At 63.9% G+C, this 15,715-nt stretch carries 14 protein-coding genes and 1 pseudogene; 13 read left to right on the plus strand and 2 right to left on the minus strand.

The genetic code is table 11. The features are described 5' to 3' along the window. The first annotated feature begins 300 nt into the window (after nt 1-300). Both CJ177_RS43540 and CJ177_RS43545 read left to right on the plus strand, forming a co-directional pair. Nucleotides 301-1,920 carry an AMP-binding protein gene (locus CJ177_RS43540; RefSeq protein WP_095870821.1) on the plus strand — a complete coding sequence of 540 codons (1,620 nt, stop codon included), beginning with the start codon at nt 301-303 and terminating at the stop codon, nt 1,918-1,920. 125 nt (nt 1,921-2,045) lie between these two features. Continuing rightward, on the plus strand, nt 2,046-3,353 hold the full coding sequence (locus CJ177_RS43545; RefSeq protein WP_095870822.1) for an ArgE/DapE family deacylase: 1,308 nt from the start codon (nt 2,046-2,048) through the stop codon (nt 3,351-3,353). Between the two features lie 273 nt (nt 3,354-3,626). Here CJ177_RS43545 and CJ177_RS43555 read toward each other — a convergent pair whose 3' ends face one another. After that, nucleotides 3,627-4,082 carry an N-formylglutamate amidohydrolase gene (locus tag CJ177_RS43555; RefSeq protein ID WP_095870983.1) on the minus strand — a complete coding sequence of 152 codons (456 nt, stop codon included), beginning with the start codon at nt 4,080-4,082 and terminating at the stop codon, nt 3,627-3,629. A gap of 161 nt (nt 4,083-4,243) precedes the next feature. On the opposite strand from CJ177_RS43555, the gene CJ177_RS47805 reads away from it, so the two are divergent. The 11 genes and pseudogenes from CJ177_RS47805 to CJ177_RS43610 all read left to right on the plus strand — a co-directional run. Beyond that, complete coding sequence (locus CJ177_RS47805; protein WP_179443430.1) at nt 4,244-4,393, plus strand: hypothetical protein; 150 nt, start codon at nt 4,244-4,246, stop codon at nt 4,391-4,393. Between the two features lie 244 nt (nt 4,394-4,637). Then, nucleotides 4,638-5,102 (plus strand): winged helix-turn-helix domain-containing protein, encoded by a 465-nt coding sequence (locus CJ177_RS48970; RefSeq protein ID WP_257015006.1) that lies wholly within the window; start codon nt 4,638-4,640, stop codon nt 5,100-5,102. 44 nt (nt 5,103-5,146) lie between these two features. Next, nucleotides 5,147-5,971 carry a zeta toxin family protein gene (locus CJ177_RS43570; RefSeq protein WP_179443445.1) on the plus strand — a complete coding sequence of 275 codons (825 nt, stop codon included), beginning with the start codon at nt 5,147-5,149 and terminating at the stop codon, nt 5,969-5,971. Between the two features lie 389 nt (nt 5,972-6,360). After that, the gene (locus tag CJ177_RS43575; RefSeq protein WP_179443446.1) at nt 6,361-7,446 is read left to right on the plus strand and encodes a serine/threonine protein kinase; all 1,086 of its coding nucleotides are present in this window, start codon (nt 6,361-6,363) and stop codon (nt 7,444-7,446) included. 53 nt (nt 7,447-7,499) lie between these two features. Next, nucleotides 7,500-8,069 (plus strand): ABC-three component system middle component 2, encoded by a 570-nt coding sequence (locus tag CJ177_RS43580; protein ID WP_179443447.1) that lies wholly within the window; start codon nt 7,500-7,502, stop codon nt 8,067-8,069. Continuing rightward, entirely contained in the window at nt 8,054-10,150 is a 2,097-nt protein-coding gene (locus CJ177_RS43585) for a hypothetical protein (RefSeq protein WP_218835193.1), read from the plus strand. The genes CJ177_RS43580 and CJ177_RS43585 overlap by 16 nt, the downstream gene beginning before the upstream one ends. Nucleotides 10,151-10,247: 97 nt before the next feature. Beyond that, complete coding sequence (locus CJ177_RS43590; RefSeq protein ID WP_143548813.1) at nt 10,248-10,454, plus strand: hypothetical protein; 207 nt, start codon at nt 10,248-10,250, stop codon at nt 10,452-10,454. A gap of 148 nt (nt 10,455-10,602) precedes the next feature. Next, nucleotides 10,603-11,259, plus strand: a complete 657-nt coding sequence (locus CJ177_RS43595) for a hypothetical protein (protein WP_095869536.1) — start codon at nt 10,603-10,605, stop codon at nt 11,257-11,259. A 54-nt stretch (nt 11,260-11,313) separates the two neighbouring features. Further along, the gene (locus CJ177_RS43600; RefSeq protein WP_095869453.1) at nt 11,314-12,807 is read left to right on the plus strand and encodes a DDE-type integrase/transposase/recombinase; all 1,494 of its coding nucleotides are present in this window, start codon (nt 11,314-11,316) and stop codon (nt 12,805-12,807) included. Then, a complete protein-coding gene (locus CJ177_RS43605) occupies nt 12,804-13,619 on the plus strand; it encodes an ExeA family protein (RefSeq protein WP_061700505.1) in 816 nt (271 codons plus the stop codon). The genes CJ177_RS43600 and CJ177_RS43605 overlap by 4 nt, the downstream gene beginning before the upstream one ends. A 172-nt stretch (nt 13,620-13,791) precedes the next feature. After that, nucleotides 13,792-14,787 (plus strand): annotated as a pseudogene (locus CJ177_RS43610) (IS30 family transposase); the annotation flags it as partial. Nucleotides 14,788-15,353: 566 nt separating this feature from the next. On the opposite strand, the gene CJ177_RS43615 reads toward CJ177_RS43610, so the two are convergent. Further along, nucleotides 15,354-15,710: a hypothetical protein gene (locus tag CJ177_RS43615; protein WP_179443448.1), complete on the minus strand. Its 357-nt coding sequence runs from the start codon at nt 15,708-15,710 to the stop codon at nt 15,354-15,356. Nucleotides 15,711-15,715 lie beyond the last annotated feature (5 nt).

Below are 15,715 nucleotides of genomic sequence, written 5' to 3' on the forward strand. Positions count from 1 at the left end.
TAGCGCTGGATGACACATCATGGATTGCGTAGGGAGCGCCACTCGCAAGGTTGCCAGCATGTTAGTTGGGGCAAGTCCAACATCTTCCTTCCCGATGTGGATTCAAGAAATCGGTGCGCTTTGTCGATCAATCTGACGCGCGGACAGCCCCACGCGTCGGGCACGTGTGAGATGCCACGCATGGAACTTCAGAAGCCTTGGAAGCGTGCACACGGGCGTTGACCTGGGAACAGCGATCGACTGAACACGCTGAACTCGCAACGACAATGACCAAACCGTTTCAAAATTGAAGGAGCCTTCGTGGCAGGACTGGACACACCGATAACGCCTTTGAAATTCCTCGAGCGCTCGGCCCAGGTACATCCGAACAAGACCGCGGTCGTAGACGGGGAGCGGCGCATATCGTATTCCGACCTCGCATCCATAGTCACACGCCTTGCGCACGGTCTTCGCCAGTCAGGAGTCGGATCCGGTGACCGAGTTGCCTATCTGGCAACCAACTCGGCTGAGCTATTGGCGGCCCACTATGCCGTCCCTCTTATCGGCGCGGCACTGGTCGCAATTAACACGCGATTGTCGCCACCGGAAATCGAGTACATATGTAACCACTCTGAGGCTGTCCTTCTCCTCGGCGAACCCGTCTTGCTCGAACAGCTGCATAATACGTCGCTACTGACAGTTAAGGAGACGGTACAACTACCGCAGCAGGACGGTAGCTACCCGGACACCGGGCGCTCACCCCTCACCTATGACGCACTCATGGCACGCGGATCGGAAGAGCCTCTGCCCTGGGAGGTCGACGACGAGACCCGAACCATCTCGATCAACTACACGTCGGGCACCACCGGTCGCCCAAAGGGGGTGATGTACACCCATCGCGGCGCGTACCTCAACTCTCTCAGTCAGATTCACCATCAGCGCTTCGACACTGACACCAAATACCTGTGGACACTGCCGATGTTCCACTGCAACGGCTGGTGCGGCCCCTGGGCAGTCACAGCCGCATCCGGAACTCACGTATGCATCCGTGCGGTTCGCGGTGACGCGATGTGGTCACTCATCGACAGCGAAAAGATCGACCACATGAGTGGTGCACCGACGGTCCTCGCGACGCTCGCCACTGCCGATGCAGCGCATCCGCTCGACCGCAGTATGACCATCACTACAGCAGGAGCTCCACCCAGCCCAACCACAATCCGGGCGGTTAGAGCACTCGGAGCCGAAATCGTGCATGTGTACGGCCTGACCGAGACGTACGGCCCGTGTGCAGTCTGCGAACCTCAGGCAGACTGGGCCGCGCTCGATGAGGACACACTAGCGAAGCTGCTGGCGCGTCAGGGAGTGGGAATGCTCGCCTCCGGCCCAGTGCGGGTAGTCCGCACTCAACGCGGTCCGCATGGCGAACTCGTCGACGTCGCCAGCAACGGTACCGAGATGGGCGAGATCGTCATGCGCGGAAATATAGTCATGAAAGGGTACTTCGGCGACGATTCGGCCACCGCGGAGGCCTTCTCCGGGGGCTGGTTCCACTCCGGCGACCTGGGAGTCATGCACCCAGATGGCTACATACAGCTCATGGACCGCGCCAAAGACATCGTCATATCCGGCGGTGAGAACATCTCGACAATCGAGGTCGAGCAAGTTCTCATGTCCCACCCATCGGTGTTGGACGTCGCGGTGATCGGCGTTCCGGACACGAAATGGGGAGAACGACCCAAAGCGTTCGTGGTTCTGAAGACGGATTCCACCGTCTCCGACTCCGACCTGACGCAGTTCGTACGAGACCACATTGCGGCGTTCAAGGCGCCACGAGAAATCGTGTTCCTACCCGAGCTACCGAAGACCTCGACCGGAAAGATTCGCAAGAACGAGTTACGCGACCGCGAATGGCATGGAGAGCGCGAGCGGATCCGGGGCTGATCGCTTCTGCACAAGCGGCATGCCCACCCAGACGACTGCAGATCGACGGTTCCGTCGACCAACCGGGCCAGGCTCCACTCAGCCAATGGCTCCAATGATCACGACAATCTCGAAAGGACGCGGACATGACAGAAGATGCAGTTCGGCGGGTACTCGCCGCGATCGAGGACTCGCGTCAACGAATTATCGACGACGTGAAACGTCTGGTCGAGGTGCCCAGCGTGAATCCGAACTATCCTGGCGTCCGGTCCGAAGACTATCTCGGTCAGGAATCCGAGGCGAACCTCTTGCTCCGCGACAGATTCGGCTATCTCTTCGACAGGTCCCAACTCGTCAAGAGCCAAGAAAAGCGCGAGAACCTCGCTGGTGTCGTGAAGGGCGGTGGCACAGGTCGGTCGCTGTTGCTCAACGGCCACATCGACGTCGTACCGGCGGGGAATCTCGATACATGGACAGGTGACCCCTTCGTCGCGAGCGAAGTGTCCGGCCGAATACATGGCCGAGGGGCAAGCGACATGAAGGGCGGGATGGTCGCTGCCTTCAGTGCGATCGAAGCGATCCGAACGTCAGGTATCGAGCTTGCCGGCGACCTGGTCGTTCATGCCGTGGCAGGTGAAGAATTGGGCGAGCATGAAGTCGGGACAGGTTGCGTGCTGCAGAACGGATACATTGCGGACGCGGCGATAGTCGTCGAGCCATCCGCTAGTTTCGATTCCCCGCTGACGATAAATCCAACTGCTGCGAGCTTGTTGTGGGGTCGAGTTCGAGTCGAGGGACTCGCCGGGCATCCAGGGCTTCGTCGTGAGCTGGTACGGGCCGGCGGGGCCGGTGCACGTGCGGGCGTGAACGCGATTGACAAAGGCTACTTGGTTCTGCAAGCGCTGTACGGGATCGAAGAGCAATGGGGGCTGAGCAAGCAACGCCCACTGTTCAAGGCGGGACATTTCGTCGTCATGCCCGGAACGATTCACGGACGTGGGAAGGACATCGACATTCCATTTGTCTTTGCTGAGTACTGTGAGATCGATTTCATCGTTTGGTATCCACCGGAGGACGACTCCGACGCAGTGAAGCTCGAGATCGAGAGTTTCGTCAATCGGTCGGTCTCCTTGGACCCTTGGTTGGCGGAGCACCCACCCACCTACGAGTGGCTGGTCGAGTTTCCGGGCTTCAACACCCGAGATGATCACGAAATCGTCCGCACTCTCGGTAACGCTCACGAACAGGGGACCGGCAGCACAGCAATAGTCGAAGCGTTCCCCGCCGCCTGTGACGCGACTTGGATTGCGCGAACAGATATTCCGGTTGTGAATTATGGGCCGGGCCATCTGGCAAACGCCCACAAGCCGAACGAATACTGTGACGTAGACGAAATCATCTCCGCAACCAAGAGTTTGGCGCTCACTGCACTCGATTGGTGCGGCGTGAAGTGACCGTTGCAGACATTTCTCGTCGAGCTGAACACGAAGAGGGAGGCCGAGTTCGACGGACTTCATCAAGTGGTTCTTGACGAGGAGGGCTGCGGTCGCCACACCTGGCTTTACTTCATGCTCCTGTCGTCAATGATCCGAGGGACGGGGTCGCCGGGTGCGGTGACGCTGGGAACCCTGAGCAACAACCGACCAGCCCAGTCAAGGCAACATCCGACCAGCCCAGTCAAGGCTTGTGTGGCGGCATTCACCTTCAACATCGACGGGCTTTTGTTTTCAGTTCTGCCGCGGGTCAGGCCGTGATGGTGATCTCGGCTCCGCCGTTGAGGCGTAGTGCGGGCAGGTGACCAGCTGCCGTGGCACGGGTACGACCTGTCGGTCGGTGTCGAGGTAGAGCTGGTAGGCGAGCTGCCCGCGTCGGTGGGTGCCGGTGTTCGGGTCGACGGCGCCGAGGAAGTATCCGTGCGTGGCGCCGGCGGTGGTGAAGAGCGCCCGCGCCCACTCGGCGGGTTCGGCGGGCGGCAAATACCGTAGGCTGCCGGTCGCCGCGTCGAGGGTGTGCACGATGGCCGTGAGAATGAAGCCGGCCGCATCGGGGAACCACTGTTCGGCGGTGACGTCGAACGGGGTGATGGATGTGTGGATCCGCATTTCGATGTCCGTTTCGGTACGGGCAGGCACCGCGAAGATGTGGGGATTCGCTGCGGTGTCGCCGGTGGCCAGGGACGGCAGCGCGGCGTCGGTGTTGAGGTTGGGCGGGGCATCTGACCCGCGGTGACAGCATGTCCCCCGAAGCAGAATTTGGCCCACAAATGCCGTGCTGCCGGCGTTCTTCTCGGCGCCATCCGGGTGGCGCGATTCTGATCGCTTCCGGCTCGGGGCGGGATGGGTTCGTGAGCGACCGCATCGCAGCCGACCTCGAGCGTGAACTCGCTATGCTCGTCTCCGTGCGCGACCGCCTCCGGGCATCGGAGATGCCGGCGGTTCCCGGCGTGGGTGGCAGGCCGTCCCGCTGCCGGTCCCGGGAGGGCGGCAGGTCGTAGTAGTTCGTCGCGGTTTCTCGCCTGGCGCGTCGAGGGCTGAGGCGCAATCGCGTGCGGACGGTGGCGTGCGTGCCGCATCGCGGACGTGTCCCGGTGGGCCGGGCTACCCGCCGCCGGCGTGCGAAACCGTGTGGCGAGCCGTCGCGGTCCGAATCGGACGGGGCGGTACCGCTCCGATCACCAGCAGGTCAGAGTTTCCACATTGGTGTTACAATTTGGGACAAGAGTTCGGGAAGGGGTGGATATGACCATCACCGATACCAGAAGTGCTCTCGCTGCCAATTCCGCGCGAGAACACCTCCTGCGGCTGGACCGACTGCGGCTGATCGACAAGGCGCAGAACGAGGGTTTCACGCTGCGCCAGATCGCTGATCTCCTGGAAATCTCGGCAACGCAGGTCCACCGGCTCGCGCAACGGGTCCTGCAGCAGCCCGGCGAACTCGAGCGAACCCCGCAGGAGGTGATTTACCAGCGCTCGGCCGGGGTGATCACCGATGACGAGATGATGGACACGCTGGTGCACTGGAACTACACCTACGGCTATGTACCCACCGTAGGCGACCAGCCGATGGACGCCTACGCCAAGGGCAGCTGGGACGACGTCCGGCGGGCATACCGGCGGGGCCTACTCAGCGACGACGAGTGGGACGTCCTGTTCGACAGCACCCGCACGCCACGGCAGGCGCACCGCGCCGCGGCCCGAGGGTGAGCGTGACCGGAGAACCACTGCGCGAGGCAGTTTCTCGGTAATTGGTGCACCTGGGTCAACACTGGCAGCCGCTGCACCCTGACAGCGGCCGGAGCACCCTCGACCTGTACGCGAATGATCGCCGGCGAGACCGGACGCTGCAGGAGGTCATCGAGTGGTACCTCGACCTCGCCGAGCCCGACCGCGACGGGCGCTGCGCCGCGATAATTTCTGCGGGGCCACCGGGGGCCGGCAAGTCGACGGCGCTGCGTGAGCGTCACCTGTTCGATACCAGCTACCGATATCTGGACGCGGACATCGTCAAGGACGAACTCCTGCGCCGCGCCATCGCGGACGGTCACTACGCGGACCTGCTGTCGACGACACTCGCCGATGCACACCCCATAGCCCCCCGGGAACTCGCGGCCCTGGTCCACGCCGAATCCACCGAAGTCATCGACGACGTCCGCGAGGTGTGCCTGCAACGACGCGAGAACGTCGTCATCGAAGGCACCCTGCAATGGGGTCCGCTCGGGGACATCCTCATGGCCCAGCTCAGTGAGCACGACTACACCGACGTGCGCATCGTCGACGTCGAAGTACCGGAGTCGATCGCCCATGAGCAGGCGGTGCGTCGGTGGTGGGAGGGCCGGCTCCGGGGGATCAGCGGGCAGGACCGGATGGGCGGGCGGTTCACACCGCCGGCGGCGATCGCGCGGCTCTATGAGAAGGGTTCGGTGAGCCGGTGCGCAGCCCACGCCCGCGCGGCGTTCGAAAGCTCGCTCGCAGCGGCGATCACCCAGGTCACCCTCATCCACATCGACCGCAGACTCGGCGCCGAGCCGTTGGTCTCGCGGCGTGTCGACGGCAAACTGGTCGAAGGACGATAACCACCGGCCCACACCGCAAGGCCGGGGCATGCGCCTGGACGCCGAGTGCGCGAGAAATGCTGTTGAGAGTGGCCGACGCGGAGTGAAGGAGTGAGTTTCCGTTCCAGGGACATGCATTACGACAGGCCTGCTCTTCCTATTCCCTTCGATCGAATGACATCGATCTGAGCGGACACGCGCCGGATGAGGTCGAGTGCGCGGAGGGCGTACGTGGACAACGGGGCCGTGGGTAAACCACCGGCGGTGCGGTGGATGTATGTCAGATGAACGACACCACGGTTTCCGGACACGCCCTGATTGCGTCTAGGTTCACGGAGTAGGACATCATTGACGCCAAGGTCCAGCAGGGATAGCGCTGTGCAAGGGCGGTTGTCGAGGGGGAGTGCGAGGTGACGCAGACAGCAGGCTCGGCAGGAGCGCGGGTGGGGGTGGAGGCGGGGGAGTCGCCTATCAGTTTTGCGACGCATATTGTGCGGGCGGGTGGCGAGATGGGTGCCCGCGACGACTTCGAAACTATGATCGGCCAACTCGTCACAGCTATCCATCCCGGAGCCAGAATGATCGCGGCCAATCCTGGGGACTGGGGGATTGACGCCTTCGCGGGTGACATGGGCGGGGAAATAGTTGTGTGGCAGTCGAAGTTCTTCTACCCAGTTGTGGCAGAGAAGCATCATCAAGAGATACGGGACTCGTTCAAATCGGTCTGTAGACAGGCCGGCAAGCAGGGGCATGTGCTGAAGCAGTGGATTCTGTGTGTCCCGTCCGATATGGATGGCCCGACCACAAAATGGTGGGATGGGTGGAAACTGCGCACTCAAAAGGCCCAGGGGCTGTCGATCGATCTGTGGGATGCCAATCGGTTGCGTTCGTATCTGATCTCCCCCGATGCGGCGAACGTGCAGCGACATTACTACGGCCGCGTCGGCCAGCTAGCGGGGACACGGGAGGTAGTGTCGCCGGCTGAGGAACGGGTCGAGGAGATGGAATCGGCCTTGTTCGTCCGTCAGCTCAAAGCTGCCGGGCACGTCGAGGTGGGATCGGCGAAGAGGCAGTTCTTCAATGCCGATCTGATGGCGCGGGAGATCGCTGACAAGGCGGTTCCGTCGGAGGTTGCTGCGCTGTCGGAGGCAGATGCCCACGTGCACATGCTGTGGGAGGACCGCTTCAACGATGCCTGTCTTGAGGCCGGGGACGCTGCCCTCGCTGGTCTGCATAAGTCGGTGATGAACGACATCCGCGACGCACACGACACGATCACAAGCAGGATCAAGGCCAGTCGTGTCCACGCCCGTGGTTTGATGCATCGCGTCGTAGATGACCGCCGAGCCGGATGGGTCAAGGATTGGCGTTCGGTCGCCGAGCAGCATCCCGCGAGTTCACAATCTCCGAGTGCTCCGCGCCCCAGCAACGCGGGCACCACGACAGCGGTCCCGCACCCGGCCTCCGATTCGTCTGACACATCGGTCGGGCCCTGATGCCGGCGAAAGACCGTACGAACGCGGAATCGCCCGCACTCCCACCGGTTGCCATGCCCGAAGACGACGTCGTTTTCCGTCTGGCCCAGCTCTTGCTACTTCTGGAATCGATGGCCGAGCAGGGCCGTCCGGACGTCACCATCGAGCGGTTGAGCTACTACGACTTCCTCGTTGCCAATCCTCTCCTTGTTGTTACAGAGGACGACCCCGACAGAATGGCCTTGCTGATGGCGGGCTTCGACCGCCGTGCCTTGCACTATGCAAGCCCGACACACCGATTCACCACACGACGTGAACGACTTCAACACGATCTGGCGCTTCTCGTTTCCTACGGGCTCGTGGTCCCGACGGTGGAAAAAGCGGTGCGGTACTCGGTCACCGCCTTTGGGCGTGAACTCGCCGGCCGATTCACGGCGATCTACGCTCGCGCGTATCGCACCTCCGCTGAGATCCTGATTCGGCGATTGCACAGGATGAGCGACACACGACTGCGTGAGCAGGCACGAACATGGACCACGCTCGCCGCAGCATCTGTGGGGGAGCCAGATGGTGCTCTTTTCGAGCTCGAATTGCTCGGAACAGACGACCCCGACAGCGATATCGACGAATGGCCGACACGATGACCTCTCCTGACCAGCGCGCAGTGGCCGCGGACGATTTCCAGATCGCAGACTCCGACCGCGGAATCCGGATCCGGAAACTCCGCCTGAACGGGGTCGACAGACCCTACGAAATCGACTTCACCGACACGAGTAACTACCCGCGAGCGTTGTCGGTTGTAGCGGGAGCGTTCAGCACCGGGAAGACATCGGTGCTCGAATTCATCGACTACTGCCTCGGCGCGAAGAACCATCCGCCTCATCCCGAAGTCAGGCGCAAGGTGCGCTCCGCTTCTCTTGAAGTGACCCTATCGGGCGCATCGCACGTCATCGAACGATCCGTCGGCGAGCAACCGTCAACCCACGCCTTTGTCCGCGCCGGCCAACTAGGTGACATCGACATTCCCCCAGTCGAACGCCGCATATTGAGGCCACCGGGCGACCCACGCAGTCTGTCGAGCCTGCTCTTGTCCCACTGCGGGCTCGAAGGGGTTGAACTACGTGAAGCCCCCACCCAAGCGGACTCTGCGACCGATCCACTGAGTTTCCGAGATCTGATGAGCCTCTGCTTCCTACCGAACGAGCGGCTTGACGACAAGAATCTTCTGTTCGAGAACACACATATGAAACGGCTCAAACTGGGCCAGGTAGTCGACGTCGTATTCGGCGTACATGACGACAAGGCCGTCGAACTTGGACGCCGCATAGGAGAACTCGAAAAGCGGCTCAGCCGTGCCCGCACGGAATACTCGTCGGCAGAGGAGTTCCTATTCGAGAACAGCTTCGGCAACCGAATCGACATTGAAGGTCAGTTTCATCAGGCCCGTGCGAGGATGCGCAGCATCGACATCGAACTGCGCGATCTCGATGGCCAAATCCTCGGCGCCTCCACCTTCGCCGAACGCTTACGGGTGCGCCATCGCGGTGCGAGCGAGCGCGCACGGCGGGCCTCGATGGTGTTGCGTGACCGAGAGACCCAGGTCCGCAGGCTGGTACCGCTCCGCGCGCAGTATGCCGACGACGTCTCCAAACTGATCATGCTCACCGAGGCGCACGAACTGTTTGACCCCCTGCGCGTGCAGGTGTGTCCCGCATGCATGAACACAATGAATAACGCGGTGAGCATCGACGACGGACACTGCTCGCTCTGCCGCAGCGCCATACCGACGCACTCGGCACACCGCAACCTAAATGTCGAGGACCAACCGGCACCGGATCGACCCGACCAGGACACCTCGACCGTGCACACCCACGGTCCAGTGACCGCCAAGTTCGACGTCTCCACCGAGTTGCGGGCCACCAAGGCGCGCCTGCGTGAGATCACCGGGTATATCGACGATCTCGAATTAGAGATCGAGGACCGACGAGCAGAACATGAGCAGGCGAAGGAACAAGAGAGGCAACTTGCGGCTCAGCTCGACGAGTCGACGCACCATGCCGTCACCCCGTTCCTCAGCCAACGGGACGACCTTATGCGGCGCAAGCAAGAGTCCGCCGCGGTGATCGAGCGCACCCAGACCGGCATTCGCATGCTCGACAGTTTGGATCGCCGTGGAACGGCAGTTACCAGGCTGCAGACGCAGGTCGAGGCGCTCCGCCGCGAGCGCGACGAATCGAGCATCGAACCCGACCGCGACCGACTGATACACCTGATCAGTGACCGGTATCGCGAGATTCTCACTGCGTGGCGCTACCCGAAGATCGACCAGGCATTCATCGATACCAAATTGGTGCCCCACATGCGAGGAACGAGCTACCGGGATGCGTCCTCGGGCGGCAGAACACTCATATCAATGGCATGGGCGCTTGCCATCTTCGAAATCGCATGGGAGACGGGCGCATCCCATCCAGGATTCATGATGATCGACAGCCCACAAAAGAACCTCGGTCAAGGCAAGGATCGAGATGCCGAGTTTGCGGACAGCGTCGCGGTCGACGGGGTATACAAACACCTCAACGCCTGGCTCAGCGGGTCCGGCGCCGGCGCGCAGATCCTCATCGTCGACAACGCGCCACCCACCATGGCGGACGGGGATGTGGTCATACGGTTCAGCGGCCGAGCCGAACATCCCCCGTACGGTCTCATCAGTGACGAGGTCTCGTGACTTAGTGTGAGAGTGCAGAAAGCGGCCTTCTGGTGTGCTACCGGTCGGCGTATTCAGTCGGTCGACGCAACATCCCTGGTAAGGAAGGGTGTTGTGGATGGTGTTCAAGGGGCGGCCGCCGATCGAGCGGCGAGTGCGGGAGCAGTTCTGGGAATGTTTGCGGGCGGGGCAGGACACAGTCAGCGCGGCGTGTGAGGTGCAGGTCTCGCTGACCCAGATGCGGCGGTGGCTGGTGCAGGTCGGTGGGGTGCGTCTGTTGAGCGTCGCTCGGGGTGCCGAGCAGCGGGTAGGTGTTCGTCAGTGACGTTGCCGATCTGGGTGGCGGCGTGAGTGTGGGGTTGATCTTGGTGGTCTGCACCGTCAGTGTGACGAGGAACTGATGGGTGCACGGCGCCCCCGCTGAATTCTTGGCGGAGCTCACGGGGGCACCGTGCGTAGTGCGGAAGGCACTGATGGTCACGGTAGAGGTCGATCCTGTCCGCGTCGAGTCCCGGCTGTCGAGCGGAGAGATGTCCTGCCCGTCGTGCTCGGACGGGGTGTTGGCGGGGTGGGGTTTCGCCCGGTCCCGCCCGGTGGTGGGCGTAGTCACCCCGGTGCGCCCGCGACGAGCTCGCTGCCGGGGGTGCGCGGTGACGCACGTGCTGCTGCCGGTGACGTTGTTGCTGCGCAGGGCGTATCTCGCGGAGTTGATCTGGACGGCGTTGGTGGCGAAGGCCCGCGGGAGCGGGCATCGCCCGATCGCGCAGCGGTTGGGCATCCCGGGGTCGACGGTGCGCGGCTGGTTGCGGGCGGCGGCGGCCCGCGCGGATGCGGTGCGCATCTGGTTCCTCACGGTCGCGGTCACGGCGGGTGTCGATGTCACGGTGCCGAGGGCATCGGATTCCGTGTGGGGCGACGTCCTCGCCGCGGTGGACGCGGCGCGGACCGCGATCACCGCGCGCTTCGGGAGTGCCGCGGTCCTCGGCGCGGTGACGGCCGCGCAGGTCGCGGTCGCGGCCAGTGCTGGTCGGCTTCTCTCACCAGGATGGCCGCCGGCCCCGAGATCGGATTCTGCAACACCAGTTGACCCTGCCACAGAGGAGGGTGATGCGTCATCGTCGCGGGTGTGACTGCCCGGCAACAGGTTCGGGCAGCATGAGCACCGGACGAAGGGGAGAAACTCGTTGCCTACCGACGATGAGAAACGACGTGATCGAAGCCATGCGGTCGGGTTGTTCCGCTACCAACTGATCTGCCCGGCCCTCGATACCGGGTTGTCGACGAAGGCCCGGGGCCGGCTGGTGCGAGAGATCGCAAGCCGCGAACACACCGACCCGTTCGGGGCGAAGGTGAGGTATTCGCGGGACACCCTCGACCGCTGGATCCGCCGCTACCGGGCCGGCGGCTTCGAAGAATTGATTCCCTCCCCGCGGGCGCGGTCGCCGCGGACCGACACCGCCACCCTCGAGTTGGCTGCCGCGCTGAAACGGGAGAACCCGGCCCGCACCGCCGCCCAGGTCGGGCGGATTATGCGGGCCTCGGCCGGCTGGGCGCCGTCGGAATCGACGCTGCTGCGCCACTTTCACCGGCTGGAGTTGATCGGCCCCGCCGCCGGGGACTCCCCGCCGGTGTTCGGGCGGTTCGAGGCGGAGAACCCGAACGATCGGTGGACAGGGGACGCGCTGCACGGACCGAGGATCGGCGGCCGCAAAACGTATCTGTTCGCGTTCCTCGACGATCATTCCCGGTTGATCACCGGCTACCGGTTCGGGTTCTCCGAGGACACCGTCCGTCTCGGGGTCGCGTTGGAACCGGCGCTGGCGGCGCGCGGTGTCCCGGCATCGGTCTACGTCGACAACGGATCGGCGTTCGTCGATGCGTGGCTGCTGCGGGCATGCGCGAAACTCGGCATCCGGTTGGTGCATTCGACCCCGCACCGCCCGCAGGGCCGCGGGAAGATCGAACGGTTCTTCCGCACCATCCGGGAGCAGTTCCTCGTCGAGGTCGCCGACACCACCGCCGAGGACCTCACCGCCGCGGGTATCAATCACCGAACCGCATTGTTGGAGCTCAATCGGTTGCTGACCGGGTGGATCGAAACCGAATACCACCGGCGGACGCACTCGGAAACCGGGCAGAGTCCACTCGTGCGGTGGGAGGCCGGCTGGTCCCGGCTGGGGCGGACACCGGCGATGCCGACGGCCGCCGATCTGACCGAGGCGTTCCTGTGGTCGGAATATCGGACGGTGACCAAAACGGCGACGGTGTCGTTGCACGGCAACACCTACCAGGTCGATCATGCCCTGGTCGGGCGGAAGGTGGAGTTGGTGTTCTCTCCGTTCGACATGGAGACCGTCGAGGTCCGCTACCGCGACGCCTCCCACGGGCGGGCGGTGCCGCACACCATCACCCGGCACGTGCACCCGAAAGCCCGGCCCGAAACACCGGAACCGCCGGCACCGGTTGTCACGGGTATCGACTATCTGGCGTTGACGGCGCACCTGCACCACGAGCAGGTGCGCAGCGATCGGCGGATCGGGTATCACGCCCTATACGGACCCACCGACAACGACAACGACAACGGTGGCGGTGGGCAGATTCCCGGGCAGCTGAGCATCGACGACCTCACCGATAGTCTCGCCGACGGGTCCACCGATCACCACGGGCGGCCGGCATGAGTATCCAACGCCTGCAGTCGTACTACGGGTTCACGAGGATGCCGTTCGGCCGCGGTCTGGCACCGGCGATGTTGCACCGGCACCCCGGCCACGCCGAAGCCGTCGCTCGCATCTCCTGGTGCGTCGATCAACACGCGCTCGGGGTGATCACCGGGGAGGTCGGCGCCGGGAAAACCGTCGCCATCCGCGCCGCGACCTCCGCGTTGGACCCGGCCCGACACGTCGTGATCTACCTGCCGAACCCGTCGGTGGGGGTGCGGGGAATGCTGCATCACATCGTCACCGCACTGGGCCGGGTGCCGAGTTTCTACACCGCGACACTTGCGCCGCAAGCCGCCGAAGCACTGGCCGCCGAATACGCCGAGCGGGGCCGCACGCCCGTGGTCGTGATAGACGAGGCACATCTGCTCGACAACGCGCAGATGGAAGCGATCCGGATGCTGACCAACCACGACATGGATTCGGGATCGCCGTTCGCGGCACTGCTGGTCGGGCAGCCGACGCTACGGCACCGACTGCGGCTCGGAGTACTCGCCGCGCTGGACCAGCGGATCGCGGTGCGCTACGCGCTGGCCGGGATGAGCCCGCCGGATTCGGCGGACTACATCACCCATCACTGCAAGATCGCCGGCCGCACGGATCCGTTGTTCTCCGACGACGCGGTCACCCTAATTCACAATGCGGCACGGGGATATCCGCGGGCGGTGAACAACCTGGCGGTGCAGGCATTGACGGCGGCGTTCGCCGCGAAAGCATCCATCGTCGACGAGAAGTCCGCACGGGTGGCCGTCACCGAAAGTGGCCACGATTGAGTCACTGATCGTGCGACGTCACCACGCCGACGATGCCGTCACCATTCCGACGAAGGCCCTCCCCGCAACCGCGGGCAGGGCCCTTCTCATATCGGCATCACCGTCGTCGACAGTGACGCCATCGTCGGCACGTTCAGCGACGGACAACATGCGTCCCCGCCGACCTGTTCCCCCGTCGGGGCGGTATCTGTCGCTGTCCGAGCGGGAGCAGATCGACGAATACCGCCGGGACGGGTGGACGATCCGGGCGATCGCCCACGCACTGGGCCGCAGCCCGTCCACGATCAGCCGGGAACTGCGGCGGGCGTTGTCCTATCGCGGGAAGTATCTGGCCTCACGGGCCCAGCGGGACGCCGAGGCCCGCGCCCGGCGCCCCAAGACCGCCAAGCTCGCCGCCCACGCCGAGTTGAGGGAGCAGGTGCAGGGGTGGCTGGGTGAGGACTTGTCACCGCAGCAGATCTCGCACAAGCTCAGGCGGGAGTATCCGAGCCGGCCGGAGATGTGGGTGTCACACGAATCGATCTATCAGGCGTTGTTCGTCCAGTCCCGGGGAGCGTTGACGCGGGAGCTGACCGCCCATCTGCGGACCGGCCGCTACCTGCGTAAACACCGAAGCACGGTCGGTGAGCGGCGGGGGAAGTTCCCGGACATGGTGATGATTTCCGAGCGTCCCGCCGAGGTCGAGGACCGGGCGGTGCCCGGGCACTGGGAGGGCGATCTGATCATCGGGGCGAACAACAAGTCGGCGATCGGGACGTTGGTGGAGCGGTCGACCCGGTTCGTGATGCTGTTGCACCTGCCGGATGGGCATTCCGCCGAGCAGGTGCGGTCGGCGATGACCCGCAAGATCACCGAGCTTCCCGAGCACCTTGCCAAGTCGATCACCTGGGATCAGGGTGCGGAGATGAGTCAGCACGCCCGGTTCACTGTCGAGACGGGGGTGCCGGTGTATTTCTGTGATCCGCGTTCGCCGTGGCAGCGCGGGACGAACGAGAACACCAACGGCTTGCTGCGCCAGTACTTCCCCAAGGGTATCGCGTTGGACGGGTTCGACGAGGTCTACCTCGACGTGGTGGCCGATAAACTCAATCGTCGTCCCCGTATGACGCTCGACTGGGACAGTCCAGCCGAGCGTCTCGGGAAACTCGTTGTTGCGACGGCCGCTTGAAAACGCCGTCCATCGCCGATTATGACCATCTCGCCCGACTCCGCGGACTTCCGCCGCTCGAGTTGGTGCAGGAGGCCTCCGACGACCTTGGCATGATCCGTCAAGGTGTGCGCTGAAGGCATCAAAGCCCAGGTGCTGCCGGCGACCCGCGGTACCTGGGTGCTACGAGTCGGTGATCGAGGGCGCCCGTACCCGCCGCGGCGCATAGCCAAGCACTGCGGTGTGTGTGGGACGGGCGGAAGGCGGCGCGGGCGTTCGACGCGCTCGGTGCGGGGCGTTCGGAGCGGTGACGTCGGTTCCTCCGTGGTGGTGGTGACGGCCCGCACGTTGTTGCCGATGGTACGTCTAGATCGGTACCGGCTTCGGCCGCTGGGGCATGAAGGACACCGCATGGCGGCATGCGGCGGAGGTGTATGCCGACCCGGAACTCGCCGCATTCTGTCGACGCCGTCCACGGGTGACTTCGGGGCCGTGCCGTTCCTGAGCCGTGAGCGTGAAGCGAGGCGAGCGGGTCGCGCCACCGGCTCATAGGCCACCAGCGTGTTCGCCAGCGTCTGTCGACACTGTTACTGGCTGCCGAGCGGATTCGCCGCCGCCAGCTCCTGGCGGTGCAGCTCCGCGGCAGCGGAGATCAGCTCCTCCATGGTTTCGGCCTGGACAGGAACAGGTTCCCAGGGTTTTCCGTGAACGAACAGAGGCTGGTGCCGACGTCCCTTGATGAATGCGGCGAAGGCACCGGGTGTGGTTCCGATTCCTGTCGCGAAGTGCTGGGTGAAGAATATCCCGTTTCCGGGCGTGGGCTCGAACGTGGCGGAGCCGTTGGGAACGTACCGGAATTCGTTGTCGACTGTCTGGACGTGGAGGACATGGCCTCCGACGGAAGGGTGCTGGGTTGACCACGGACCGTCGGTGAGGGCTTGCATGGAGC

It is taken from the genome of Rhodococcus sp. ACPA1 (assembly GCF_002300195.1).
Lineage (GTDB): Bacteria > Actinomycetota > Actinomycetes > Mycobacteriales > Mycobacteriaceae > Rhodococcus_F > Rhodococcus_F opacus.

What these genes read in the sequence shown, in the direction of transcription:
- CJ177_RS43615 (WP_179443448.1), bottom strand. Translation starts at nt 15,710, where the DNA reads ATGCAAGCCCTCACCGACGGTCCGTGGTCAACCCAGCACCCTTCCGTC.
- CJ177_RS43590 (WP_143548813.1), top strand. Translation starts at nt 10,248, where the DNA reads ATGGTGTTCAAGGGGCGGCCGCCGATCGAGCGGCGAGTGCGGGAGCAG.
- CJ177_RS43605 (WP_061700505.1), top strand. Translation starts at nt 12,804, where the DNA reads ATGAGTATCCAACGCCTGCAGTCGTACTACGGGTTCACGAGGATGCCG.
- CJ177_RS43585 (WP_218835193.1), top strand. Translation starts at nt 8,054, where the DNA reads ATGGCCGACACGATGACCTCTCCTGACCAGCGCGCAGTGGCCGCGGAC.
- CJ177_RS48970 (WP_257015006.1), top strand. Translation starts at nt 4,638, where the DNA reads ATGACCATCACCGATACCAGAAGTGCTCTCGCTGCCAATTCCGCGCGA.
- CJ177_RS43545 (WP_095870822.1), top strand. Translation starts at nt 2,046, where the DNA reads ATGACAGAAGATGCAGTTCGGCGGGTACTCGCCGCGATCGAGGACTCG.
- CJ177_RS43595 (WP_095869536.1), top strand. Translation starts at nt 10,603, where the DNA reads ATGGTCACGGTAGAGGTCGATCCTGTCCGCGTCGAGTCCCGGCTGTCG.
- CJ177_RS43580 (WP_179443447.1), top strand. Translation starts at nt 7,500, where the DNA reads ATGCCCGAAGACGACGTCGTTTTCCGTCTGGCCCAGCTCTTGCTACTT.